20 protein-coding genes are annotated in these 24950 nt (G+C 71.3%); 10 read left to right on the top strand and 10 right to left on the bottom strand.

Annotated elements, in window-relative coordinates; genetic code table 11:
- The first annotated feature begins 2 nt into the window (after positions 1-2).
- The 3 genes from SCNRRL3882_RS19930 to SCNRRL3882_RS19920 all read left to right on the top strand — a co-directional run bounded on the left by SCNRRL3882_RS19930 (position 3) and on the right by SCNRRL3882_RS19920 (position 3830).
- Complete coding sequence (locus SCNRRL3882_RS19930; RefSeq protein ID WP_010032479.1) at positions 3-1502, top strand: MFS transporter; 1500 nt, start codon at positions 3-5, stop codon at positions 1500-1502.
- Positions 1503-1671: 169 nt separating this feature from the next.
- Entirely contained in the window at positions 1672-2649 is a 978-nt protein-coding gene (locus SCNRRL3882_RS19925) for a pirin family protein (RefSeq protein WP_029180666.1), read from the top strand.
- A gap of 65 nt (positions 2650-2714) precedes the next feature.
- Positions 2715-3830 carry an AI-2E family transporter gene (locus SCNRRL3882_RS19920; protein ID WP_010032473.1) on the top strand — a complete coding sequence of 372 codons (1116 nt, stop codon included), beginning with the start codon at positions 2715-2717 and terminating at the stop codon, positions 3828-3830.
- Here SCNRRL3882_RS19920 and SCNRRL3882_RS19915 read toward each other — a convergent pair.
- Positions 3785-5923, bottom strand: a complete 2139-nt coding sequence (locus tag SCNRRL3882_RS19915; protein WP_010032472.1) for a SpoIIE family protein phosphatase — start codon at positions 5921-5923, stop codon at positions 3785-3787. The two genes, SCNRRL3882_RS19920 and SCNRRL3882_RS19915, sit on opposite strands and share 46 nt — an antisense overlap.
- A 157-nt stretch (positions 5924-6080) precedes the next feature.
- On the opposite strand from SCNRRL3882_RS19915, the gene aspS reads away from it, so the two are divergent.
- From aspS to SCNRRL3882_RS19900, 3 genes are all read left to right on the top strand, one after another.
- Positions 6081-7844 (top strand): aspartate--tRNA ligase, encoded by a 1764-nt coding sequence (gene aspS / locus SCNRRL3882_RS19910; RefSeq protein ID WP_010032470.1) that lies wholly within the window; start codon positions 6081-6083, stop codon positions 7842-7844.
- A gap of 117 nt (positions 7845-7961) precedes the next feature.
- A complete protein-coding gene (locus SCNRRL3882_RS19905) occupies positions 7962-8861 on the top strand; it encodes an intradiol ring-cleavage dioxygenase (RefSeq protein WP_029180664.1) in 900 nt (299 codons plus the stop codon).
- 159 nt (positions 8862-9020) lie between these two features.
- Positions 9021-10373, top strand: a complete 1353-nt coding sequence (locus tag SCNRRL3882_RS19900) for an MFS transporter (RefSeq protein WP_010032465.1) — start codon at positions 9021-9023, stop codon at positions 10371-10373.
- Between the two features lie 146 nt (positions 10374-10519).
- Here SCNRRL3882_RS19900 and SCNRRL3882_RS19895 read toward each other — a convergent pair whose 3' ends face one another.
- The 5 genes from SCNRRL3882_RS19895 to SCNRRL3882_RS19875 form a co-directional block, all read right to left on the bottom strand.
- Positions 10520-11083, bottom strand: a complete 564-nt coding sequence (locus SCNRRL3882_RS19895; protein ID WP_010032464.1) for a cysteine hydrolase family protein — start codon at positions 11081-11083, stop codon at positions 10520-10522.
- 43 nt (positions 11084-11126) lie between these two features.
- On the bottom strand, positions 11127-11807 hold the full coding sequence (locus SCNRRL3882_RS19890) for an HAD family hydrolase (protein WP_010032463.1): 681 nt from the start codon (positions 11805-11807) through the stop codon (positions 11127-11129).
- Between the two features lie 184 nt (positions 11808-11991).
- Positions 11992-12357 (bottom strand): PH domain-containing protein, encoded by a 366-nt coding sequence (locus SCNRRL3882_RS19885; RefSeq protein WP_010032461.1) that lies wholly within the window; start codon positions 12355-12357, stop codon positions 11992-11994.
- A 124-nt stretch (positions 12358-12481) separates the two neighbouring features.
- Positions 12482-14098: a methionine--tRNA ligase gene (gene metG, locus SCNRRL3882_RS19880; RefSeq protein WP_010032457.1), complete on the bottom strand. Its 1617-nt coding sequence runs from the start codon at positions 14096-14098 to the stop codon at positions 12482-12484.
- 90 nt (positions 14099-14188) lie between these two features.
- Positions 14189-16060, bottom strand: coding sequence for a VWA domain-containing protein (locus tag SCNRRL3882_RS19875; RefSeq protein WP_102514836.1), 1872 nt, complete (start codon positions 16058-16060; stop codon positions 14189-14191).
- Between the two features lie 280 nt (positions 16061-16340).
- Here SCNRRL3882_RS19875 and SCNRRL3882_RS19870 point away from each other — a divergent pair, with 280 nt between their 5' ends.
- Positions 16341-18434 carry a PhoX family protein gene (locus SCNRRL3882_RS19870; protein ID WP_010032454.1) on the top strand — a complete coding sequence of 698 codons (2094 nt, stop codon included), beginning with the start codon at positions 16341-16343 and terminating at the stop codon, positions 18432-18434.
- Between the two features lie 73 nt (positions 18435-18507).
- On the opposite strand, the gene SCNRRL3882_RS19865 is transcribed toward SCNRRL3882_RS19870, so the two are convergent.
- A complete protein-coding gene (locus tag SCNRRL3882_RS19865; protein WP_010032453.1) occupies positions 18508-19506 on the bottom strand; it encodes an endonuclease/exonuclease/phosphatase family protein in 999 nt (332 codons plus the stop codon).
- A gap of 43 nt (positions 19507-19549) precedes the next feature.
- Entirely contained in the window at positions 19550-20368 is an 819-nt protein-coding gene (locus SCNRRL3882_RS19860; protein ID WP_010032451.1) for an alpha/beta fold hydrolase, read from the bottom strand.
- Between the two features lie 79 nt (positions 20369-20447).
- Here SCNRRL3882_RS19860 and SCNRRL3882_RS19855 point away from each other — a divergent pair, with 79 nt between their 5' ends.
- On the top strand, positions 20448-21794 hold the full coding sequence (locus tag SCNRRL3882_RS19855; protein WP_010032449.1) for a PLP-dependent aminotransferase family protein: 1347 nt from the start codon (positions 20448-20450) through the stop codon (positions 21792-21794).
- On the opposite strand, the gene SCNRRL3882_RS19850 is transcribed toward SCNRRL3882_RS19855, so the two are convergent.
- Both SCNRRL3882_RS19850 and SCNRRL3882_RS19845 read right to left on the bottom strand, forming a co-directional pair.
- Positions 21691-22659, bottom strand: a complete 969-nt coding sequence (locus tag SCNRRL3882_RS19850; protein WP_010032447.1) for a hypothetical protein — start codon at positions 22657-22659, stop codon at positions 21691-21693. The two genes, SCNRRL3882_RS19855 and SCNRRL3882_RS19850, sit on opposite strands and share 104 nt — an antisense overlap.
- Positions 22660-22751: 92 nt before the next feature.
- Entirely contained in the window at positions 22752-23192 is a 441-nt protein-coding gene (locus SCNRRL3882_RS19845) for a membrane protein (protein WP_029180663.1), read from the bottom strand.
- A 231-nt stretch (positions 23193-23423) separates the two neighbouring features.
- On the opposite strand from SCNRRL3882_RS19845, the gene SCNRRL3882_RS19840 reads away from it, so the two are divergent.
- Entirely contained in the window at positions 23424-24485 is a 1062-nt protein-coding gene (locus tag SCNRRL3882_RS19840; RefSeq protein ID WP_010032444.1) for a hypothetical protein, read from the top strand.
- A gap of 125 nt (positions 24486-24610) precedes the next feature.
- Positions 24611-24946, top strand: coding sequence for a hypothetical protein (locus SCNRRL3882_RS19835; protein ID WP_231911148.1), 336 nt, complete (start codon positions 24611-24613; stop codon positions 24944-24946).
- Positions 24947-24950: the final 4 nt, after the last annotated feature.

Genomic DNA, 24950 nt, shown 5'->3' with positions numbered 1-24950 from the left:
AAATGGACGCTCGTCATCCACGCCGCTGGTGGATCCTGGTCGTGCTGTGCCTCAGCACGCTGGTGCTGGTCGTCGACAACATGGCGCTCACGGTCGCGGTACCCGCGCTGACCGAGGACATCGGGGCGAGCGCCCAGGACATGCAGTGGATCCTCGACTCCTACACGCTGGTCTTCGCCGGGCTGCTGCTGACGTCGGGGAGCCTGGGGGACCGGTTCGGACGCCGGAAGGTGATGCTGATCGGCCTGCTGCTCTTCGGGGCGGCCTCACTGGGGGCGGTGTTCTGCTCCGGCCCGGGTGAGCTGATCGCGGTGCGGATCGCGATGGGCGTGGGCGGGGCGCTGATCATGCCGTCGACGCTGTCGATCCTGATCACCGTCTTCGACGAGGACGAGCGGCCCAAGGCGATGGCGGCGTGGGGTTCGGTGTCGATGCTGGGGCTGGTGGGCAGCCCGGTCCTCGGCGGTGTGCTGATCGACCACTTCGCCTGGCAGGCGATCTTCCTCATCAACGTGCCGATCGTCGCGCTGGCGCTGCTGGCCGGTGTGCTGCTGATGCCGGAGTCGAAGGCGCCCTGGCAGCGGCCCGACCCGCTGGGCGCGGTGCTGTCGGCGGTGGGCATGACGGCCCTGGTGTGGTGGATCATCGAGATTCCGCAGCACGGCGCGTTCGGCGGCCGGTCCCTCCTCGTCCTGGCCGCCGCGGTGGTCGCCCTGGCCGGCTTCGTGATCTGGGAGAACATCACCCGCTCGCCGATGGTCCCGCTGGTCCTGTTCAAGCACCGCAACTTCAGCGGGGGTTCGCTCTCCCTGGCGCTCGTCCAGATCGGCAACGCCGGTCTGCTGCTGGTCCTGACCCAGTACCTCCAGTTCGTGCTCGGCTGGTCCGCGGTCGAGGCGGGCCTGGCCTTCCTGCCGCTGGCCGTGGCAGCCCTGGCGGGCAACGCGGCCGGGGCGCAGCTCGCCGTGCGGATCGGCAACCGTTTCGTCATCCTCGGCGGCATGCTGCTGATGGCCGCCTCCTTCGGGCTGCTGACGACGCTCAGCGCGGACAGCGGCTTCACGGTCCCGGCCGTGGCGCTGGGGATCCTGGGCCTCGGTGCCGGTCTGGCGATGCCGGCCGCGGTTGCCGCCCTGATGAGCACCATCCCGGAGGAGAAGGCCGGCGTCGGCTCGGCCCTCAACGACACCATCCAGCAGTCCGGCACCGCCCTCGGCATCGCGATCCTCGGCTCGCTGCTCTCCGGTGGCTACGCGGCCGAGATGCCGGCCGGTGCTCCCGAGCGGGCCAGGGAGTCCATCGGCGGGGCCCTGGCGGCCGCGGGGGGTGACACGGGCCTGGTGCGGGCGGCCCGGGAGGCCTTCACGGCCTCGATGGCGACGACCTTCACGATCAGCGCGGTCGGTGTCCTGGCCGCGGCGGTCGTGGCCACGGCGGTGATGCGGGACCGGAAGGCCGGGGCGGTCCGGGCGGGGAGCGAGGAGCCCCAGCTGGTCGCCTGACGCGGACGTGTGAAGGCCGGTACCCCGGTGCGGGGGCCGGTCTTCCGCCATGCCCGTGTCCCGTGGTTCGCTGCGCCGTCGCCCGGGAATGCCCAGCCGGTTTTCTCCGTTAGGGGTGGCAGAAAGTTCAACGCTCAACTAAACTGGGCGTACACGAGGAGGAACCGACATGCCTGCTGTGACCGTCGAGAACCCGTTGACGCTGCCCCGCGTGACCGCGCCGACCGATGCCGTGGCACGTCCCGTGCTCGCTGTCACGACCGCCCCGAGCGGTTTCGAGGGCGAGGGCTTCCCGGTGCGCCGGGCGTTCGCGGGGATCAACTACCGCCATCTCGACCCGTTCATCATGATGGACCAGATGGGTGAGGTGGAGTACGCGCCGGGCGAGCCCAAGGGCACGCCGTGGCACCCGCACCGCGGCTTCGAGACCGTCACGTACATCATCGACGGGATCTTCGACCACCAGGACTCCAACGGCGGTGGCGGCACCATCACCAACGGTGACACCCAGTGGATGACCGCGGGCTCGGGTCTGCTGCACATCGAGGCCCCACCGGAGCATCTCGTCATGTCCGGCGGGCTCTTCCACGGCCTCCAGCTGTGGGTGAACCTCCCGGCCAAGGACAAGATGATGGCCCCGCGCTACCAGGACATCCGCGGCGGCTCGGTCCAGCTGCTCAGCACCCCCGACGGCGGCGCGCTGCTGCGGGTCATCGCCGGTGAGCTGGACGGGCACCAGGGCCCCGGCATCACGCACACGCCGATCACGATGATCCACGCGACGCTGGCGCCGGGCGCCGAGCTCAACCTGCCGTGGCGCGAGGACTTCAACGGCCTGGCGTACGTCCTGGCCGGGCGCGGCAGCGTCGGCACCGAGCGCCGGCCGGTCCACACGGGCCAGACCGCCGTCTTCGGCGCGGGTTCCTCGCTGACCGTCCGCGCGGACGAGAAGCAGGACTCCCACACGCCGGACCTGGAGGTCGTCCTGCTCGGCGGGCAGCCGATCCGCGAGCCGATGGCCCACTACGGCCCGTTCGTGATGAACACCAAGGAAGAACTCATGCAGGCCTTCGAGGACTTCCAGAAGGGCCGGCTGGGGACCATCCCGGCGGTGCACGGCATGACCGCGAGCGGACCGCAGGACTGACGGGCCGTCACCCGGGCGGGTCGTCCTGACGGGACGGCCCGCCGCGGGCGTGGTCGGGTGGAGGGGTGCAGGACTCCGAACCGACCGCTTCGGGCTCCGGTCCGACCGCTTCCGGGACCAGGCCCCTCCTGCCGGACCCCCTCCGGCGGCTCGCCGCCTGGTGTGCGCTGCTCCTGCTCGTGTCCGGAGTCGTCTACGTCGGGATCCGGCTGTGTGACGAGTTCCGGACCGCCGTCGTGCCCGTGCTGCTCGCGCTGCTCGGGACGGCCCTGCTCGGGCCCCTGCACCGGCGGCTCGTGAAGGCCGGGGTGCAGCGGTCGGTCGCGGCCGGGCTCACCTGCGTCGCCGTCGTGGCCGTGGTCGGCGGGGCCGTGTACATCGTGGTCGCCGCGCTCATCGACACGGGCGACGAGATCGTCGCCTCGCTCAGGCAGGCCGCCCGGGGCGTCTCCGAGCACTTCGGGGCGGCCGGGACCTCGCTGGACGACCTGGCCTCCAACGCCCGGGAACTCCTGGGCAAGTTCGGCGGCTCGGCCGCCTCCGGCGTGATCAGCGGGGTCAGCGTGGTCGGCGAGACCATCGCCATGGCCGTCCTCGCGCTGCTCCTCGTCTTCTTCTTCCTGCGCGACTCCGACAAGGCCGCCGGGACGCTGCGGGCCCTGGCCCCGGGTGGCTCGGCCGACACCCTGGAGGCCATGGCACGGCGGGCCTTCCACGCCGTCGAGGGCTTCATGCGCGGCACCACCTTCATCGCGCTCATCGACGCGCTCTGCATCACCGTCGGACTGCTCGTCCTCGACGTGCCCGGGGCGGCCGGGCTGGGGGCGCTGGTCTTCGTCGGCGCCTACATCCCCTACCTCGGCGCCTTCATCTCGGGCGCCGTGGCCGTGCTGGTCGCGCTCGCCGACCGGGGGTTCGTCATCGCGCTGTGGGCGCTCGGGGTGGTCCTCGCGGTGCAGGTGCTGGAAGGGCACGTGCTCCAGCCGGTGATCCAGAGCCGGACCGTGCAGATGCACCCGGCGGTGGTGATGGTGGCGATCACGGCCGGGGCGTCGGTCGCCGGGGTGCTCGGGATGCTGCTCGCCGTGCCGCTCACCGCGGCCGCCTTCGGCGTCCTCCAGGAACTGCGCACCCGCTACGGGGACCAGGAGCCGTCGGCCGAGCCGTCGACGGACTCGTAGAGCTCGAACCAGATGCTCTTGCCCTCGCCGCGCGGGTCCACGCCCCAGGCGTGCGCGAGCAGTTCGATCAGCACCAGGCCGCGGCCGGAGGACGCCAGCTCCCCGGGTCTGCGTTTGTGCGGCAGGTCGTCGCCGGTGTCGGTGACCTCGATCCGCAGCCGCCGCTCACCCTCCTGGCCGGTGATCTCGGCGACGAGCAGCGCGTCGGAGTCCGTGTGCACGAGGACGTTCGTCAGCAGCTCGGACAGCAGCAGCACCCCCGAGTCGACCTGGTCGGGTGAGGCCCAGTCGTGCAGCAGCTCGCGCAGTTGCTGCCGGGCCACCGCGATCCGTTCGGGCTCGGCCTGCGCGATCGTCAGCATCGTGCGCCGCACGGGGGCCCGCACGATCACGGTGTCACCGCAGCCGCAGCCCTCGCCCTCCCTGCTCAGCAGCAGCAGTGCTATGTCGTCCTCGCGACGGTCGGCCAGGGGGCCGGTGGTGTGGTGCGAGGAAGGCCCGTGCACGGCCTGCACCAGGGTGTCGGCGAGCTCCTCCAGATCGCCCTTGTGGTCCTCCAGGATCTCGCGCAGCCGCCGCCACCCGGAGTCCAGGTCGTGCCCGCCGGTCTCGATCAGGCCGTCCGTGCAGATCAGCATGGTCTCGCCGGACTCCAGGGCGAGCCGGGTCGTCGGGTAGTCGGCGTCCGGGTCGATGCCCAGCGGCAGGCCCCCCGACGTCGGCCGCATCAGCACCGTGCCGTCGGACATCCGGATCGCCGGGTCCGGATGCCCGGCCCGGGCGATGTCCAGCACGCCGTTCGCCGGATCGACCTCGACGTACAGACAGGTCGCGAAGCGCGGGTCGGCGGGGTCCTCGTCGCTGATGCCGTGCAGGAAGCGGGAGGCGCGGGTGAGGACGGCGTCGGGGCGGTGGCCCTCCGAGGCATAGGCGCGCAGGGCGATACGGAGCTGGCCCATCAGGCCCGCCGCCCGCACGTCATGACCCTGGACGTCCCCGATGACCAGCGCGAACCGTCCGCTGGGCAGCGGGATCACGTCGTACCAGTCACCGCCGACCTGGAGGCCGCCGCCGGTGGGGACGTAGCGGGCGGCGACGCTCATGCCCGGGATGCGCTGCGGGCCGAGCTTGGGCAGCATCGTCCGCTGGAGCCCGTCGGTCAGCGCCCGCTCGCTCTCGGCCAGGCCCGCCCGGGTCAGCGCCTGTGCCAGCATCCGCGCCACGGTGGCCAGCACCGACCGCTCGTCCGGTGTGAAGGCGACCGGGTAGGTGAAGGCCGCCATCCACGCGCCCATCGTGCGGCCGGCCACGGTCAGCGGCAGGAACGCCCAGGACCGGCGGCCGAAGCGCTCGGCGAGCGGCCAGGTCAGCGGGTAGCGGGCCTTGTACTGCTCGGGAGAGGACAGATACACCGCCCGGCCGGTCCGTACCACCTCGGCGGCCGGATAGTCGGTGTCCAGCGGCATGTCGGAGAACGGGCTCTCGTCGCTCTGCTGCTGCCCGTGGTGGCCGATGATCGTCAGACGGTCGCCCTCCACACCGAAGACCGCCAGCCCGTCCGGTGAGAACCCGGGCATCGACAGGTTGGCCGTCACCCGCAGGACCTCCTGCGTGGAGCGGGCCTCGGCCAGCGCCCGGCCCGCGTCCAGCAGGAACGCCTCCCGGGAGCGCCGCCAGTCGCCGGTGACCGCGCTGCGCCCGGCCGGGGTGCCCGGGGTGGGCTCGGTGACCTCCTGGAGGGTGCCGATCAATCGGTACGCCTTGCGGGCCCGGTCGAAGGACGGCTTGGAGCGGCTGCGGACGACCCGGACGATCCGGCCCTGCTCGTCCATGATCCGGATCCGTACCTCGGCGAGGGTGCCCTCGGCGACGGCGAGCTGGATCACGCCGGTGATCTCGTTCCAGTCGACCGGGTGGAGCCGGGCCCGGGCCTGCGCCTCCGTAAGGCTGACCTGCTCTGCGGGCAGCCCGAGCAACCGTGCCGCCTCGGCGTCGACCGTGACCAGCCCGGTGGCGGTGTCCCAGTGCCACAGGCCGGTCGCGAGGGCTGCGAGAGCCTCCCCCACGGCGGGCAGGGGCTCGCCAGTGCGCATTGACCTACTTTAAGAAGAGGCGCTCGAACGCTGCCACCGAAGGCAGAAGTGTGCTCGATCGTTAACTGAGGCGAGCCGATCTTCGCCTGGCCGGTACGCTGGGGACCAGTTTCACGTGAAACACAGACCCCGATCAGCGAAGACTGGATGAACGACGATGCATCGGTACAGGTCCCACACCTGCGGCGAGCTCCGCTCCTCTGACGTCGGCACCGACGTCCGGCTGAGTGGCTGGCTGCACAATCGGCGCGACCTGGGCGGCATCCTCTTCATCGATCTGCGCGACCACTACGGCATCACGCAGCTCGTCGCCCGTCCCGGCACTCCCGCCTACGAGGCCCTCGACAAGCTGTCCAAGGAGTCGACCGTCCGTGTCGACGGCAAGGTCGTCTCCCGGGGCGCCGAGAACATCAACCCCGACCTGCCGACCGGTGAGGTCGAGGTCGAGGTCGGCGAGGTCGAGTTGCTCGGCGCGGCCGCTCCCCTGCCGTTCACGATCAACACCGAGGACGGGGTCAACGAGGAGCGGCGCCTGGAGTACCGCTTCCTGGACCTGCGCCGCGAGCGCATGCACCGCAACATCATGCTGCGCACGGCGGTCATCTCGGCGATCCGCCACAAGATGACGGCCCTCGGCTTCAACGAGATGGCGACGCCGATCCTGTCCGCGACCTCCCCCGAGGGCGCCCGCGACTTCGTCGTCCCGTCCCGCCTGCACCCGGGCAAGTTCTACGCCCTCCCCCAGGCGCCCCAGCAGTTCAAGCAGCTGCTGATGATCTCCGGCTTCGACCGCTACTTCCAGATCGCGCCCTGCTTCCGTGACGAGGACGCGCGTGCCGACCGCTCGCCGGGCGAGTTCTACCAGCTCGACATCGAGATGAGCTTCGTCGAGCAGGAGGACGTCTTCCAGCCCGTCGAGAAGCTGATGACGGAGCTGTTCGAGGAGTTCGGCAACGGCCGCCACGTCACCTCGCCGTTCCCGCGGATCCCGTTCCGCGAGGCGATGCTGAAGTACGGCTCCGACAAGCCCGACCTGCGCGCCCAGCTCGAACTCGTCGACATCACCGACATCTTCGAGGGCTCGGAGTTCAAGGCCTTCGCCGGCAAGCACGTCCGTGCCCTGCCGGTGCCGGACGTCTCCGCCCAGCCCCGCAAGTTCTTCGACCAGCTCGGCGACTACGCCGTCTCGCAGGGCGCCAAGGGCCTGGCCTGGGTCCGCGTCGGCGAGGACGGTTCGCTGTCCGGCCCGATCGCGAAGTTCCTCACCGAGGAGAACGTCGCCGAGCTGACCAAGCGCCTGTCGCTGGCGGCCGGCCACGCCGTGTTCTTCGGCGCGGGCGAGTTCGACGAGGTCTCGAAGATCATGGGCGCGGTGCGGGTGGAAGCCGCCAAGCGTGCCGGGCACTTCGAGGAGGGCGTCTTCCGCTTCTGCTGGATCGTCGACTTCCCGATGTACGAGAAGGACGAGGAGACCGGCGCGATCGACTTCTCGCACAACCCCTTCTCCATGCCGCAGGGCGGTCTGGAGGCCCTGGAGACCCAGGACCCGCTGGACATCCTCGGCTGGCAGTACGACATCGTCTGCAACGGCGTCGAGCTGTCCTCCGGTGCGATCCGGAACCACGAGCCGGAGATCATGCTCAAGGCCTTCGAGATCGCCGGGTACGACCGCGAGACCGTCGAGGAGAAGTTCGCCGGCATGCTGCGCGCCTTCCGCTTCGGCGCCCCGCCGCACGGCGGCATCGCCCCGGGCGTCGACCGCATCGTGATGCTGCTCGCCGACGAGCCGAACATCCGCGAGACCATCGCCTTCCCGCTCAACGGCAACGCCCAGGACCTCATGATGGGCGCGCCGACGGAGCTGGAGGAGGCGCGGCTGAAGGAGCTGCACCTGTCGGTGCGGAGGCCGCAGCCGAAGTAGGCGACCTGGAGGGAGTGGCTCGGAACCGGCGTCGGTTCCGGGCCACTTTCGTACCCAGGGCTCGTGCCCAGCTCTCACCCAGGCTCCTGACAGCCGGGCTCCCTAGCTTCCCTTCCCATGACGGGACAGGAAGCGGCCCGAGGGCCGAAACACACAAGGGATCTGACACGCCGTAAGGTCGTCGCCGCGGGCGCCGGGGCGGTGGTGGCGGCGGGCGTCGGCGGTACGTTCGCGGCGGGCGCGTTCGCCGGCGAGGACACGCGAGCCGCCAAGGGGACGGCCACCGGGGGCTCGGGCGAGGTCTGCTACAAGCTGACCTCCGAAACCACCGAAGGCCCCTACTACATCGACGCGGACAAGCTCCGCCGGGACGTCACCGAGGACCAGGAGGGCATCCCGCTCACCCTGCGCCTCAGGGTGGTCGACTCCGAGACCTGCGAGCCGCTCGCGAACGCCGCCGTGGACATCTGGCACTGCAACGCGCTGGGTGTGTACTCGGGGTACGAGGCGATGGGCAGCGGTGGAGGAGGGGGCGGCGGGGGTGGCACGCCGCCCTCGGGTATGCCGACCGGCACGCCCACGGGTGCGCCCCCGGGTGGTGGCGGTGGCGGTGGGCACCAGGAGCCCACCGACGACGAGCGCTATCTGCGCGGCACCTGGCGGACGGACAAGCGGGGGTTCGTCGAGTTCCGTACGGTCTTCCCCGGCTGGTACCAGGGCCGCTGCGTGCACATCCACACCAAGGTGCATGTGAACGGCACCTGGACGGACACCGGTTACGAGGGCGGCACGACCTGCCACACCGGTCAGCTCTTCTTCGACGAGGAGTCCGTACTGGCCTCCGCCGAGGTCGAGCCGTACTCCACCAACACCACGACCCGCACCACCCTCGACGAGGACACCATCTACCCGGGCAACGGCACCCAGGGCGGGCTGCTGAAGCTCCAGTACAGGAAGAACGCCATCGCCAAGGGCGTCGTCGCCACCCTCACCATGGGTGTCGATCCCACGGACTGACGGACGTATGTGGGGCGGACGTGTACGGCCGTCCGCCCCGCATTCACATACATGCACTTCTGCTCAACCCGTTGACCCGGAAGTTGGGCCTCCATAAAGTCCCTTCGAGAACGCGTACGTGACTGCTGTTCACGTATGTGCACATCGAGGGAGACAACGATGTCAGACGCCGCAACAGTCATACCCGAGGCCGAGCAGCGTGCGGTCGGCAAATTCCTGCGCCGCATGCTGCCGATCCTGGTCCTGATGCTGCTGGTCAACCAGATGGACCGGACGAACGTGGGCTTCGTCCAGAACGAGCTGCGGGCCGATGTCGGGGTGAGCGCCACGGCCTACGGGCTCGGCGCGGGCCTGTTCTTCATCGGGTACGCCCTGTTCGAGGTGCCGAGCAACATGCTCCTGGAGCGGTTCGGGGCCCGGGTCTGGCTGACCCGGATCATGATCACCTGGGGTGCGGTGATCGTGGCGATGTGCTTCATCCACAACGTGTGGATGTTCTACGGCCTGCGCTTCCTGCTCGGTGTCGCGGAGGCCGGCTTCTTCCCCGGTGTGCTCCTCTACTTCACCCAGTGGCTGCCGGACTCCAGCCGGGGCCGGGCCAGTGCGATCTTCCTGGGCGGCTCGGCCACGGCGTACATCGTCACCGGCCCGATCACCGGCGCGCTGCTGGAACTGCACGGCGCGGGCGGTGTCGCGGGCTGGCGGTGGATGTTCGCCCTGGAGGGCGCCTTCTCGATCCTGGTCGGCTTCATCGCCGGGTTCTTCCTCGTCTCCCGGATCCAGGACGCGAAGTGGCTGACGCAGGAGGAGAAGGACGCGCTGAGCGAGGCGGTGGCGCGGGACAAGGAGGCGCGTGACCGGGCGCCGTCGGTGTCGCGGATGAAGCTGATCTTCCATCCCCAGGTCGCCGTCCTGACCGCGGTCTTCTTCGCGATGGCGCTCACCGGCTACGCGATCACGTTCTGGCTGCCGAGTCTGGTGGAGGAGATCGGCGGACTGTCCTCCTTCCAGATCGGGCTGTTGTCGGCGATCCCCTGGATCTGCGCGGTGATCGCGATGTACACGATGGCCCACTTCACCGACCGGGCCCCGGACCGTCGCCCCTACCTGGCGATCGCCCTGGTCCTGTCGGCCACCGGCACCTTCCTCGCCACGCTCGGCTCGCCCTGGTTCGGCCTGGCCGCGCTCACGCTGGCCGCGGTGGGCGGCAAGTGCGCGGCCACGCTGTTCTGGCCGATGGCCCAGTCGGGCCTCGACCTGAAGATCGCCGCGCCGGGGCTGGCGCTGGTCAACTCGATCGGAAACCTGGGCGGGTTCGTGTCGCCCACGCTGTTCGGCTACCTGAAGGACACGACGGGGAGCACGAACGGGGGCCTCTACACGCTCTCCGCGGCGTCGATCCTGGCGGTGCTGGGTGTCGCGTTCGTACGCCACACCAAGAGGGGCGAGCGGCCCGGGTCCGCTGGGAAAGCAGCGGTGACGGGGGAGCCGGTTGCGGGGGAGGCGCGCTGAGCTGAGCGGACTCCGGGCCCGCCCCCTCCGTCGGGGACGGGCCCGAGCCGCTTGGCACCCTCACCCGGGCCCGGGCAACTCCGTCGACTGGCCCCCCGGTCGGCGGGAGGCGATGCCGGCTGCCCGCACGCGAGGACGGCGTTTCGCTACTGCGGTGCGATGACTTTGAGCCAGTCCTCGACGGCGAAGACGTCTGCCCACTGCGGGAACAGCTTTTCGGTGAGCATCGTGTGCACCTCGGGGTCGGTGTCGAGGCAGGCGTCCGCCAGAACGGTGAGGCCGAAGTCCAGGTCGATGGCGTGCCACAGGGTGGACAGCACCACAGCGCTGGTGGCGATGCCGGTGAGAACAAGGCTGTCGATATCGCGAGCCCTGAGTACCAAGTCGAGGTCGCTGCCCGAGAAGGCACTCCCTCGTCTCTTGGTCACCACGACGTCGCCCTGCTGCGGGGCGACGTCGTCATGGATCTCGGTACCAGGCTGCCCCTCGGTGAACAGGCCGGCCCGGACAATGTTTGTCATCACCTTGTTGCGGGGGCTGACTTCCTGGTCACCCGGCCGTAACCCGATCACCACGTAGATCACGGGGATGCCTGCGGCCCGGGCTCCGTCGATCGCCTGGCGCAAGCGCGGCAGATATCCGGAACCGTCGTCGGCGATGGCCACGATGTCCCGTTGCACGTCCATCACCAGAAGCGCACTGTTCGCCATGCTCCGTCCCTTCTCCGTGGAAGAACAAGAGCAGTCTGGTGGATCAACGGAGCCGTGGTGGGGGTTTCCGCAGGCCCTCCAGGCGGGCGAAGGCAAGGATGTCGGGGACTGCTTCGCGCAGGCTCCCGAAGTGACGGTGCACGCCGGCCACCGCAACCGGGGCGTTGACCCCCCACACCACCATGCCGGCCCGCAACCCTGCCTCGACTCCGGAGGGGGCGTCCTCAATGACCAGGCAGTCCTCGGGCTGGGCACCGAGCTGCTCGGCGGCCAGCAGGTAGGGCACCGGCGACGGTTTGCCCTCCTCTACTGCGGCGGCGTCGACTATGACGCCCGGGACCGGCAGGCCCGTCCGGGCAAATCGCCCGCGCACCCGGTGCTCATAGTTCGAGGTCACCAGCGCCCACGACGCCGCCGGCAGGGCGTCCAGCAGCTCGGATGCACCGTCGAAGGCCGCATAGACGCCGGACTGGACGTCCTCGTCCTCGAGTTCGTGCAGCGCAGTCAGGCACTCCCTTGGATCCTGGTCCGGAGCTACCTGCGCGAAGGTCTCCATGGGCCGCGTCCGCAGCGCCACCCGATAGACCTCATCCGCGTCCAGCCGGTATCGCCCCGCCCACATTTCCCAGACCCGGCGTTGGTTGTCCACGGCGTCGATCAACGTACCGTCGACATCGAAGAGCACGTACTTCCTGGGGCTGGGCTGCACAGGCTCGCTGGTCACGTCGTGATCATGCCAGCAAACCGTGAAATCATCTCAGCGTTGTCCGGGTTGGACCGAGAGATGATCGGGCTCAACTCCTGCGTTGAGCTCGCCGTCACCCCCGGCACCGTGCACGTCCGCGAGGGCTGGCGCAGGCCCGCTCCGTGCTCACCGGGCGGGCCCCCGGGCCTCTGGTGGTGCCGGACTACCTCGCCACGAACTGGGTCAGGATCGCCTGGACCTCGTAGATGTCGACTCCCTTGGTGAAGGTCTTCTCGATGGGGGTCGGGGTGCCGGAGATCCAGATCTTCAGTTCGGCGTCCAGGTCGAAGGTGCCGGCCGTTTCCACCGCGAAGTGGGTGATGCTGCGGTAGGGGACCGAGTGGTACTCGACCTTCTTGCCGGTGATGCCCTGCTTGTCGATCAGGATCAGGCGGCGGTCGGTGAAGAGGATGGTGTCGCGGATCAGCAGGAACGCGGCGTGGACCTGTTCGCCGTGGCCGAGGAGGCGGGCGTAGTCCTGCTGGGCCGATACCGGGTCGACGGTGTGTGCGTTGCCGAACAGTGCCATGGGATCCCCCGGGTGTGTGGCGGCGGCCGGGTGGCCGCGCTCACGCGATCTTCGCAAAGCACGGGGCCCGGGAGAAGGTTCTCGTCCTCCCGGGCCCCGTGCTGTAGCGAGCGTGTTACGGCCGTTACGCCGTCGGCTTCTCCTCCAGGCGCGGGAAGAGGACCGCGCCCTTGGTGACCGTCGTGCCGGCCGGGAGCCTGCCCCACTCGCCGGCCTCGCCGATCTTCTGGTCCGCGAGGGCGCCGAGGGAGGCGGCCGCGCCGAGCGAGTCCCAGAGCTTCTGGGAGGTCTCCGGCATGACCGGGTTGAGGAGGACCGCGACGGCGCGCAGGGACTCCGCGGCCGTGTAGAGGATGGTCGCGAGGCGCGCCTTGCCCTCGTCCGAGGTGTCCTTCGCGACCTTCCAGGGCTCCTGCTCGGTGATGTAGCCGTTGACCTGCTTGACGAAGTCGAAGACCGCCAGGATGCCGCCCTGGAAGTCCAGGTCGTCGCCGATGCGGCGGTCCGCCTCCGTCACCGCCTTCGTCAGGCCGTCGTGGATCGCCCTCTCGGCCTCGCCGTCGGCCGTCGACGCCGGCAGCTCGCCGCCGAAGTACTTGCCTACCATCGCCGCGACGCGGGACGCGAGGTTTCCGTAGTCGTTCGCCAGCTCGCTCGTGTACCGGGCGGAGAAGTCCTCCCAGGAGAACGAGCCGTCCTGGCCGAAGGCGATCGCGCGCAGGAAGTACCAGCGGTAGGCGTCCACGCCGAAGTGCGAGGTCAGGTCCTGCGGCTTGATGCCGGTCAGGTTCGACTTCGACATCTTCTCGCCGCCGACCATCAGCCAGCCGTTCGCTGCGATCTTCCCGGGGAGGGGGAGCCCCTGTGCCATCAGCATCGCGGGCCAGATCACCGCGTGGAAGCGGAGGATGTCCTTGCCGACCAGGTGGACGTCGGCCGGGAAGGTCTCCTCGAACTTGGCCTGGTTCTCGTTGTAGCCGACCGCCGTGGCGTAGTTCAGCAGGGCGTCGACCCACACGTAGATCACGTGCTTGTCGTCCCAGGGGATCGGGATGCCCCAGTCGAACGTCGAGCGCGAGATGGAGAGGTCCTGGAGGCCCTGCCGTACGAAGTTCACGACCTCGTTGCGCGCGGATTCGGGCTGGATGAAGCCGGGGTTGGCCTCGTAGTGGGCGAGGAGCTTCTCGCCGTACTCGCTCAGCTTGAAGAAGTAGTTCTCCTCGCTGAGGATCTCGACCGGCTTCTTGTGGATCGGGCAGAGCTTCTGGCCCGCGTACTCGCCCTCGCCGTCGAGGAGCTCGCCGGGGAGCTTGTACTCCTCGCAGCCGACGCAGTACGGGCCCTCGTAGCCGCCCTTGTAGATCTCGCCCTTGTCGTACAGGTCCTGGACGAACTCCTGGACGCGGTCCGTGTGCCGCTTCTGCGTGGTGCGGATGAAGTCGTCGTTCGCGATCTCCAGGTGCTCCCAGAGAGGCTTCCACGCTTCGGTGACGAGCTTGTCGGCCCACTCCTGGGGAGTGACACCGTTGGCTTCGGCCGTGCGCATGATCTTCTGACCGTGCTCGTCCGTGCCGGTGAGGTACCACACCTTCTCGCCGCGCTGGCGGTGCCAGCGGGAGAGCACGTCGCCTGCGACGGTCGTATAGGCGTGGCCCAGGTGAGGAGCGTCGTTGACGTAGTAGATGGGGGTCGAGACGTAGTACGCCTTCGCCCCCTGCTTCTCGGATCCAGTGGCCGCCATGGTCGAAATCCTACTGGTCCCCTGAAGATCGACTCACACGCGTTTCGGGGGGTGGACGGCCTGCCGTGTGCCGTCCACCCCCCGGGGGGTCTACGGACGCCAGTCCGCCAGTACGCCCTCGTAGAGCTCCTTGTCCGTGAGCTCGCGGGGGGTTTCGCCGGCGAGGAAGTGGGACGTGTTGGGGGCCTTGAGCTTGCGGAGGTAGTCGAAGGCCTTGTTCTCCGGGTCACCGAAGGCGACGAAGGAGAAGAAGACGGTGGGGTGGGTCCTGGCGGCCTCGGTGAGGGACTGGGTGGCGGGGGTCTTGGCGTCGGGGGCGCCGTCCGTCTGGAAGATCACCAGGGCCGGGGTGTCGGGGGTGGCTTCCTTGCCGTGGTGGGCGAGGACGGCTTCGACGGCTGCGTGGTAGCTGGTGCGGCCCATGCGGCCGAGGGCGGCGTGCAGGTCGTCGATCTTGTTCTCGTGGTCGGTGAGGGTGATCTCGCCGGTGCCGTCGAGTTCGGTGGAGAAGAAGATGACCGGGACGGTGGCCTCGGGGTCGAGGTGGGCGGCGAGGGCGAGGGTTTGTTCGGCGAGGGCCTGCGCGGAGCCGTCCTTGTAGTACGGGCGCATGGAGGCGGAGCGGTCGAGGACCAGGTAGACCTTGGCTCGGGTGCCGGTGAGGTTGTGCTGCTTGAGGGTGGTGGCGGCGGCCTTGTAGGCGGTGGTGAGGCCGGGGGCGCGGGTCTTGATGCGGGTGAGGGGGACGGCGGGGGTGGTGACGTCCGGCTCGGCCTCGCCTTCGGCTTCGGCCGTGTCGTTCCCACCCGCACCACCCGTGCTGCTTTCGTCGTCGGGTGCGGGTGGCCCCTGCGGGGCGGACTCGCCGTCGGCGGCTGCGGGAGCGTCCCCGGCGGCGGCCGCGGCCGCCGGCTCGGCCTCGGCCTTGGCCGGCGCCTCGGCCTTGGCCGTCGGCTCCGCCTCGGCCTCGGTCTCGGTCGCCGGCTCGGCCTTGGCCGACGGGTGTGACTCGGTCGTCGGCTCAGTCTTGGCCGGCGCGTCCGGCTCGGTCGTCGGCTCGACGTCGGAGGTCGCCTCGGGCTCGGCGTCGGGCGTGGTCTTGGGGGCAGCTCCGGGCTCGGGGGTGGCCTTGACTTCTGCCGTCGGCTCAGGCTCGGGCGTCGGCTCCGCCTCGGGCGTGGTCTTGGGGTCTGCCGTCGGCTCGGGCTTGGCCGTGGGTTCGGCTTCTGGCGTCGGCTCGGGCTCGGGTGTCGGCTGCGCCTCGGGCGTGGTCTTGGGGGCAGCTTCGGGCTCGGGGGTGGCCTTGGCTTCTGCCGTCGGCTCGGGCTTGGCCGTGGGTTCGGCTTCTGGCGTCGGCTCGGGCTCGGGTGTCGGCTGCGCCTCGGGCTTCGGGACCGCGGGTGCCTCGGGCTGTGGCGCGGGGGCCGGCTTCGTCTCGGTGGCCGACGGCTGCGCCGGTGTGTCGGCCTCGGCCGTGGGCTTCGGCTCCGTTGTCGCCGTGGGCTCGGCCTCCGGGCTGTCCCCGGGCCTTTCCGGTGCTGTGGGCTCGGGGGTCGACGACGACTCGGTGGCGGTCGGCTGCTCCGTCTCGGTCGCAGTCTCCGTCGGCTGATCGGCGTCCGTCGGCTCCTCGACCGCCGGCTTGGCCTCAGCCTCTGTCTCCGGTGCCGCCGCCGCAGGCTTCTCCTCGACTCCCGGTTCTCCCTCCCCAGCCCGCTTAGGCCTGGGGACCGTCACATGGTCGAAGGCCAGTGACACGAGGTCGTGTTCGTCTCGGGGGCCCGGGACGTTGGGCGTCGGGGCGGGGGTGGGTTCCGGGGAGGGGGACGGGACCTTCGGGTCCGTCTCGGGGGGCGTCGGTGTTTCGGTCGTCGTCGTGGTCTGCGCCGCACCCTCCGCCTCGGCGGTCCGTGACTTGCGTGACCGTCCGAACGCGTTCCGCAAGAGAGTGAGAATGCCCATGTGCGCGCAACCCTTCGCGTGAGTTGAAGCCCGTCAATCCCTGGCCAGGACGGACACGTAAGGTTAGCGGCCCTCCTGGGTGATCTTGGGCAGGGTCAGGGGTGGGAGGCCCAGCCTGTCAAGAGGGACATCCGGCCTGCGAAGGTGTCGCCGTGCTGAATCGCCACAACTGCCGTAAGGCTGCCGCAGGTTCACCCGCTGTTCACCCTGGCGCCCGGCTGCCGCACATATGTGCCCCTACGGTCACGCTGACACCAAGGGCATCCAAGGAGAGAGCAAAGTGCGCAAGCTGCTGCCGTTGATCGGAACGCCGTCCGGATCGCACCCCGGCGGCCGGTCCGCCCTGACCTGTCGTTTCCGGTGTGGTGACGCCTGCTTCCACGAGGTGCCCAACACCAGCTCCAACGAGTACGTCGGTGATGTGATCGCCGGTGCGCTCAGCCGGCGGTCGATGATGCGGGCCGCGGCCGTGGTGACCGTGGCCGCCGCGGGCGCGGGAGCCGTGGGTGTCGCGCAGGCCCCGCAGGCCGGTGCCGCTCCCGCCGGGGGCGCCACGGCCGGCACCGCCGCCGACGCCGCCCGGCGCAAGAACAAGGGCGCGCGCGGGCTGCGCTTCGCGCCCGTCGCGCCCAACACCGCCGACGCCGTGACCGTGCCGGAGGGGTACCGGCAGAACGTCGTCATCCGCTGGGGCGAGCCCATCCTGCGCGGTGCGCCCGCCTTCGACCCGGAGAAGCAGACCGCCAAGGCCCAGGCCGGGCAGTTCGGGTACAACTGCGATTTCCTCGCGCTGCTTCCGCTGCCGGGTGAGCGCGGTCGGCAGCTGCTCGTCGCCAATCACGAGTACACCGACGAGGTGCTCATGTTCCGGGGGTATGACGCCGCCAGTCCGACCCGGGAGCAGGTGGAGATCGCCTGGGCCGCGCACGGGCTGTCCGCCGTCGTCGTGGAGGGGGACCGGAAGACCGGGAAGCTGACCGCCGTTCCCCGGCATCAGCTCAACCGGCGCGTCACCGCCACCACCGAGTTCCGGCTCACCGGGCCCGTCGCCGGGTCCGACCTCGTCAAGACCTCCGCCGACCCGACCGGCACGAAGGTGCTCGGCACCCTCAACAACTGCTCGGGCGGCGTGACTCCGTGGGGCACGACCCTGCACGGCGAGGAGAACTTCAACCAGTACTTCGCCAACAGCAGCCGGGCGACCGACAAGCGGTACGGCATCGGGACCGGGGCCAGCGAGCGGAAGTGGGAACGGTTCGACAAGCGGTTCGACGTCGCCCAGGAGCCGAACGAGGTACACCGGTTCGGGTACGTCGTGGAGTTCGACCCGTACGACCCGAGCTCCACGCCGCGCAAGCACACCGCACTCGGGCGGTTCAAGCACGAGGCCGCGAACATCAGGATGACGGCGGACGGGCGGCCCGTCGTGTACACCGGTGACGACGAGCGGTTCGACTACTTCTACAAGTTCGTCGGCAGCAAGCGGATGCGGCACGGGTCGTCGCGTGCCGTGCGCGAGCACAACCTGTCGCTTCTCGACGAGGGGACGCTGTACGTCGCCAAGCTCACCGGTGACTCCCCCGCCATCGAGATCGACGGCACGGGCAAGCTTCCCGGCGACGGTGAGTTCGACGGGAGCGGCGAGTGGATTCCCCTGGCCACCGCCACCGCCGAGGGTGCCGTCTCGCACGTGGACGGGATGAGCGCCGAGGAGGTGTTCGTCTTCACGCGCCTCGCCGGCGACAAGGTGGGCGCGACCAAGATGGACCGGCCCGAGGACATCGAGCCCAACCCCGTCACCGGCAAGGTGTACGTCGCCCTGACGAACAACTCCAACCGCGGTGTCGGCTCCAACGCCAAGGCGGACGAGGCCAATCCGCGCAACGCCAACAAGCACGGACACGTCCTGGAGCTCACGGAGCGGTGGAACCGGCCCGAGAGCACGCGGTTCGCGTGGTCGCTGTTCCTCGTCGCCGGTGACCCGGACGACCCGGTGACCTACTTCGCCGGGTTCCCGAAGGACGGTGTCAGCCCGATCTCCTGCCCGGACAACGTGGCCTTCGACCCCTACGGCAACCTGTGGATCTCCACCGACGGCGCCCAGCTCGGATCGCACGACGGCCTGTTCGGCGTGGCGACGCGGGGTGAGCGGCGCGGTGAGCTGAAGCAGTTCCTGACCGTGCCGAAGGGTGCCGAGACCTGCGGTCCGATCATCCAGGACCGGCGGGTCCTCGTCGCCGTGCAGCACCCGGGCGAGATCGACGGCGCGTCCGTGGAGAAGCCGGCCAGCACCTGGCCCGACGGTCCCGGGACGTACGTCCGTCCGGCGGTCGTGGCCGTGTGGCGTGCGGACGGCTGCGACATCGGCGTCTGAGCGGAGAGGGACACCGGAGAGGTCCCTGTGAGGTACCTGTGGGGGGCGCCTGTCGGGCGTCCCCCTTCCTCTCCTACCGGCGTGAGTGCAGTGTCAGGTCCGTGACCACCGCCCGGTGGTCCGTGTCGGCCAGGTCCAGGAAGCGCGTGCGGTCGGCCGCGAAGTCCTTCGACACCAGGACGTGGTCGATCTGCACACCGAACGTCGGCGCGGTCCGGGCCGGCCAGGTGGCCGTGCGGGCGGCGTCGTCGAGGCGGGCGGCGTCGGTCAGGCCGGTGTCGAGGATGCGGCGGAAGGCGGCGTGGTCCTGGGAGGCGTTGAAGTCGCCGGCCAGCACGAGGGGGGTGCCGGGGTCGGCCGCGGCCGCGTCGCGCAGGGCCTCCAGCTCGGTGCGCCAGAGGTCCAGCCCGCCGGGCAGCGGGGGCATGGGGTGGGCGAGCTGGAGCCGTACGGGATGCCCGTCGACGTCGGCGATCGCCCCGGGCATGCCCATGGTGCCGGGGACGCCGTCGGTGGGCCGCAGCGGGAAGCGGCTGAGGATGACGGAGCCCTCGGAGCCGCCGCCCTCGACGGCCCTGCGGTGCGGGTAGTCCTGGGAGAGGTCGTCCTTCAGCCGCGCGTCACACTCGTACTCGCATTCCTGTACGAAGACGAGGTCCGGTTTCTCGCGGCGGACGGCGGCGACCAGGGACCCGGTGCCCTGCCCGAACTCGACGTTCGAGGTCAGCACGCGCAGGTCGGCGACCGGGCGGCCGACGGGGTCGCCGACCTTGCCGTACGGCTCGATGAACCAGGCCAGCAGGCCGAGCAGGAGCACGCCCCAGACCGTCCCGGGCCACCACCGGGACAGCAGGGCGAGCAACAGCGCCAGGGCGGTGGGGGCGAGCAGCCAGGGGAGGAAGGCGAGGACCTGCGGGACGGGCGCGAAGCCGTCGCTGCCGGCGGTCCGGAAGCCGACGACCACGCTGACCGCGGCGAACAGCAGGGCGGCGCACCAGGCGCCGAGCCGCCGTCCGGGCGGACGGTGGTCCGGCCCGTCGGTGGCGGTCCACTCGGCAGCGGCGGTGTCCAAGGCCCGGCCTTCCGTTCGCGGGGTGGGATGCCCGAATCCTCCCTCAAAGACGGGGTGGGGCGGTGGAAGGTTGCCGTGCGTCGACGCGGGCCAGGAATTCCCCGAGTGCCCGGTCGAACTCCTCGGGGCGTTCGAGGTTCGGCATGTGGGCCGTGCCCTCGATCACGTGCAGGGCCGCGTCCGGGAGGGCCGCGTGCATGGCGCGGGCGTCGGAGACCGGGGTGTAGGTGTCGTCGGCTCCCACGACGACCAGGGCCGGGACACCGACGCGGGTCAGCAGGGCGGCGTAGTCGGGGCGCCGGGCACGGGCGCGCAGGGCCGCGGCGGCGCCCTCGGGGGAGGTGGCCGTCATCATGCGGTGGACGTGGGCCTTGACCTCGGCGGGGGCGTAGGGGGCGACCATCCGTTCCAGGACCTCGTCGGCGTAGCCGCGCATGCCCTCACGCAGGAGGCGGTCCGCCATGGCGTCGCGGGTGCGGACGCCCTCCGGGGTCTCCGCCGCCGGGAAGGTGTCCGCGAGGACCAGGCCGCGGATGCGGCCGGGGAACCGGCGGTAGCAGTCCATCGCGATCTGGCCGCCCATGGACAGGCCGGCGAGGACGAAGGACTCCACCCCCAGCTCGTCGAGCAGGGCCTCGATGTCCCGGGCGAACTGCGAGAAGTCCGTGAGGGGCGGGGTGACCGGGGAGGCGCCGTAGCCGCGCAGGTCGGGGGCGATGACGCGGCGGGTCGCGGCGAAGGTGGCGAGCTGCGGGGCCCACATCGTGCGGTCGAAGGGGTGGCCGTGGACGAGGACCAGGGGGACAAGGGGCCGCCGAGAGGGTACGGGTCCTTTGTCCTCGTATGCGAGGAAGGGTGCCATGTGAAGACCCTAGGCAGCTCCAACTACTCGGTGCAATAAGATCTTTGCTCTCGGTGCAATCCAAGGGGGAGACCGACCGATGGGTGACTACCGCCGTATCGCCGACAGGATCGCCGACGACATCGCCAGCGGGCGGCTGAAGCCCGGTCAACGGCTGCCGCCGCAGCGGGCGTTCGCCCGGCGCCGGGGCATCGCCTCGTCGACGGCCGGGCGGGTGTACGGCGAACTCGTACGGCGCGGGCTGGTCGTCGGCGAGGTCGGGCGCGGCACGTTCGTACGGGCCACCCCGGACGGGCCGACGGGCCGGGCGCTCGCCGAGCCCGGCCCCGCCGACGCCCTCGTCAACCTGGAGCTCAACTACCCCAGCGCGCCCGGCCAGCCCGAGCTCCTCGCCCCCGTCCTCGCGCCGCTGCTGCGTCCCGACGTGCTGGCCGAGGCGCTGCTGCCGGCCGCCGCCACCGGAACCGAGTCCGCCCGGGAGGCCGCGGCCACGCTCCTCGCCACCCCCGGCTGGCGCCCCGCCCCGGACCGGCTGCTGTTCACCGGCAACGCCCGGCAGGCCATCGCCGCCGTCCTGGCCTCCCTGGTCCGCCCGGGCGGCCGGGTCGGCGTGGAGCAGCTGACGTATCCGCTGGTCAAGGACATCGCGGCGCGGCTGGGCATCACCCTGGTGCCGCTGGCCGGTGACGCGGCCGGGCTGCTCCCGGAGGCCGTCGCCGCCGCGCACCGTTCGGCGCCGCTGTCCGCCCTGTACGTGCAGCCGACGCTGCACAACCCGACGTCGCTGACGACGAGCCGCCCTCGCCTGCTGCAACTCGCGGCGCTGGTCCACGACCTGAACCTGCCGGTGGTGGAGGACCGCATCTGGTCCTTCCTGCACGAGCCGGGGGATCCCCTCGCCGTGCACGCGCCCGCCCTCACCCACGTCGTCGACGGTCTCTCCAAGCGGGTCGCGCCCGGGCTCACCGCCGGTTTCCTCGTCGTGCCGCCGCACCGGGTCGGGGCCGTGGCCCATGCCGTGCGGTCGGGCGGGTGGAGCGCGGGGCGGTTCGCGCTGGAGGCGGCCGTGCGGTGGGCCGGGGAGGGGACCGTGGCGCGGCTGGTGGCGGCCAAGCGGGCGGACGCGGCGCGCAGGCAGCGGATCCTCGCCGAGGAACTCGCGGGCTTCGCCGTGCGGTCCGAGCCCGGCGCCTACTTCGCCTGGTGGGAACTGCCCGCCCCGTGGCGCGCGGACACCTTCACGGCGGCTGCCGCCGCGCACGGCATCGCCGTCACGCCCGGCCCGGCCTTCGCCGTCTCCCCCGGCCACACGCCCGACGCCGTCAGGCTCGGGCTCGGGTCGGTTCCGGAGGCGGTTCTGCGGCGGGCGCTGCGGACGCTCGCGCACGTCGCCGCGAGGCGAGCCGGGGACCGTACCGGCCCGTGAGCCACGAGCCGAGCGCCGCCGTCAGGCCGAAGGCGAACAGCAGCCAGGACACGGTCGACAGGGTGGCCGTCAGGGCGTCGTAGACCGCGCCGGCGGCCGGGCGGTGGAGCGCGTCGGGCAGGTCGGCGAGGGTGAGGCGGCGGCCGATCGCGACGGCCAGGACGAGCAGCCCGCCGCCCAGCGCCGTGCCGAGGCCGATCGCGGTGACCGCGCGGCGGCGGCGGGCGGCGAGGGCGGTCCCGGCCACGGCGCACAGGGCGGTGGCGAGCGGCAGCCAGAAGGCGGCGGTGTCCAGCACGTGGTACCCCCTGCGCAGTCGGGCCACGTCGTCGGCCGGGAGCACCGGGACCCGGGTGTGCGGGACCGGGATGCGGTGGGCGAACGGCACGTGGTCGTCGGTGAGCCGGCGTTTGACCCGGGTGAGGACCGGCGCGAGGTCGACGGTGACGGGGGAGGCGCGCGTGCTGTCGTCGCGCAGGGCGCGCAGCACGGCGTCGTGGACGGCCAGGTTCGCCGCGTCCCACCCGGTGCGGAACGCCTCGGTCCGGGTGAACGAGCGCACCGCGTCGTGCACGAAGGGCCCGGCCGTGCCGCGCAGCGGGCCGGTGTCGAGCTCCTGCCCGGCCTCCCGCATGATGCCCTCCCCGAGGGCGTCCGCGACCGCGCCCCGCACGTCCGGGTCGGTGGCGAGCGGCGCCATCGTACGGACGTAGCGGCCGGTGTCGGTCAGGCCGTGCGCCGCCCAGGAGGCGAGCGTGGCGAACGGCGCGAGCAGGCACGCGAGGGCCAGCAGAACGGCCGACAGGGCGTTCCGCGGTCGGAGGGGCGCCTGCCCGGATACGGGCGCCCGGCGGTGCTCGGACACCCTTCCAGGCAAGGCGCCACAGGCCCGGCCCGCGACCCGTGTGACTGCATTCGGCCCCACATGCCGAGCCCGACGTGTCGTACGGGACCGGGTCAGTCGAGGCGCCGGCCGGTGGCGTCCTCGTGCGTGTAGTAGCGGTAGAACATGGTCACGAAGACGCCCGCCCCGACCACCAGCCCCACCCCGGTGGACTTCAGTACGGACTCGCCGGTCTGGCTGTAGAGGAAGCCGATCGCGCAGCCGGTGAAGGCGAACCAGAGCAGCGCGTGCTGTTCGCGGCGCAGCCGCGGGGCGACTTCCCGCACGGCGGCGAACAGCACGGCGAACACGAGCGCGGTGAGGAAGCCGAACAGCAGGTTCCAGCCCGTGATGGGCCCGGCGTCGCGCCGGTTGGCCGCGGCCCAGTAGCCGTAGACGAGCCCGAGGAGGACGGGTACCGCGACCTTCGCCATCGCGTGGGTGCGCGGGCTGAAGACATCGGGTGTACGGCGTCGCGTGGTCACCTTGCGTGAAGCGGGTGCCGCATGAGCCATGAGAGCTCTCCTCTCTCCCTGCCCCTGCCTACCAGGGCACACCGCCGGGGTCCCGCTGGCAAGTCGGCGGACGCGACGCGTTGCCCGGACCGGCTGCGGCCCGTAGCGCCCGGGCCGTCGCCGTGGAAGGGGCGAAGCCCCCGAAGGCGGACGTTTGCGGTCCTGAGGCCCCCCTTTGCAGCCGCAGCGGTTACGGTGCTGCCGTACGTGATCGACAGGGGGAGGGACGAGATGGCCGGAACCGTGCTGCTGCTGGCGGCCTCGCCGGTGGGCAAGGGGCGCCTGGTCGACGCCGCGTCCGTGCTCCCCGTCCTGGCCGCCGTACCGCCCGGCGTGCTGGCCGGCACGGACACCGCGAACGTCGTCGAACTCGCCGACCCGCTGGAGCCGCAGGCCGTCCTCACCCGGCTGCGCGCCGCCGCCGCGGCCCCCGGCCCGCTCACCGTGTTCGTCACCGGACAGCTCCAGCTCGACCGCCGCCAGCGCCTGCCCCACCTGGCGCTGGCCCGCACCACCGCGTCCACCGCCCGCTACACGGCCTTCCCCTGGCACTGGTTCCGGGACGAACTGCGCCTGAGGCCGGCCGGCGCGACGACCCTCCTGCTCGACCTGCACGCGGACGCCGAGACCTGGGATCTGCTGCGCGGCACCCCGCTGGACTCGGGCCGCGGCAACGCCGTGTACGGCCGCATCGCGCCCCCGCCGTCCAGACGCACGGTCGCGGCACCGGCGTACATGAAGGCCGTCGCGACGATCCTGCGCAGCGGGTTCCGGCCGCCGGCGGAGCAGTTGCACCAGCAGGCGCTGGCCCGGATCGCGCCGGAGAGCGCGGGCACGGACCTCGTGCTGAACACGCCGGGCCCCTCGGCCGGTGACCCGCACGCCGCCATCACCGCCGCCGTCCAGTCCGGCCGCCACTCCGACGCCGACGCCCTGGCCGCCCGGCACGAACAGGCCGCCGTCGCCGCGCACGGGCCCGCCTCCGAGGAGGCCCTGCACTGGGCCGAGGTCCGGGCCGACCTGGCGATGTTCGCCGGGGACGCGGGCCGCAGCTGTCACACCTGGCTGGCCGTGGCCACCGTCCGCCTGAACGCCGGGCAGGCGCCGGACGCGCCCGCCGTCGAGGCCGCCGTGGACCGCGCCCACCACCAGTGGGGCCAGATCCGCGACCCCGCCCGGGCCCGCGAACTGGGCGCGGCGCTCGCCGAGTTGCGGGGCCGGGTCCCCGGGCGGCGCGAGGGGGCGCTCGATCACGTACAGCAGCAGTTGCGGCAGTTGCAGTCCCAGGGCTGAACACGCGTGCGCCGTGTGCGCCTGGCGTGAAGGGGGCGTGCAATCGCTTTCGCAGGTCGTGTCAGAGGTCTGCCGCCGAGGCCTGACCCGGTGTCATGATGTCGGGCATGACAGAGGGGGACCAAGTGGCTGTCTTAGGCGTACGCGTCCGGCTGGGCGCCGGCGGGACCGTGGACGATGTCAGAGCCCTGAAGACGTGGCTGGAGCGGGAAGAGCCGCTCGCGGAACTGCTCTCCGAAGAGAAGCTGAGCATCGAGGCGCGGACCAGCACGGACGGGCCCAAGGGGCGGCTGGGCCCCGATCTCGAACTCGTACTGAAACTGCTCGGCGACGTCGTCACGGTCGCGGCACTGACCGAGTACACCGCACGTGCGGTGAAGACCTGGACGAACAACCGCCGACGGCTCCAGGGCGGGGATCCCGCGCCACAGATCCGCACGCTGGACACCGACGGGGAGTAGGCCG

The organism is Streptomyces chartreusis NRRL 3882 (assembly GCF_900236475.1).
In the GTDB taxonomy this organism is placed as follows: Bacteria; Actinomycetota; Actinomycetes; order Streptomycetales; family Streptomycetaceae; genus Streptomyces; species Streptomyces chartreusis_D.
The sequence above is the reverse complement of the archived record's forward strand: the minus strand, read 5'-3'. Positions and strand labels throughout refer to the sequence as shown.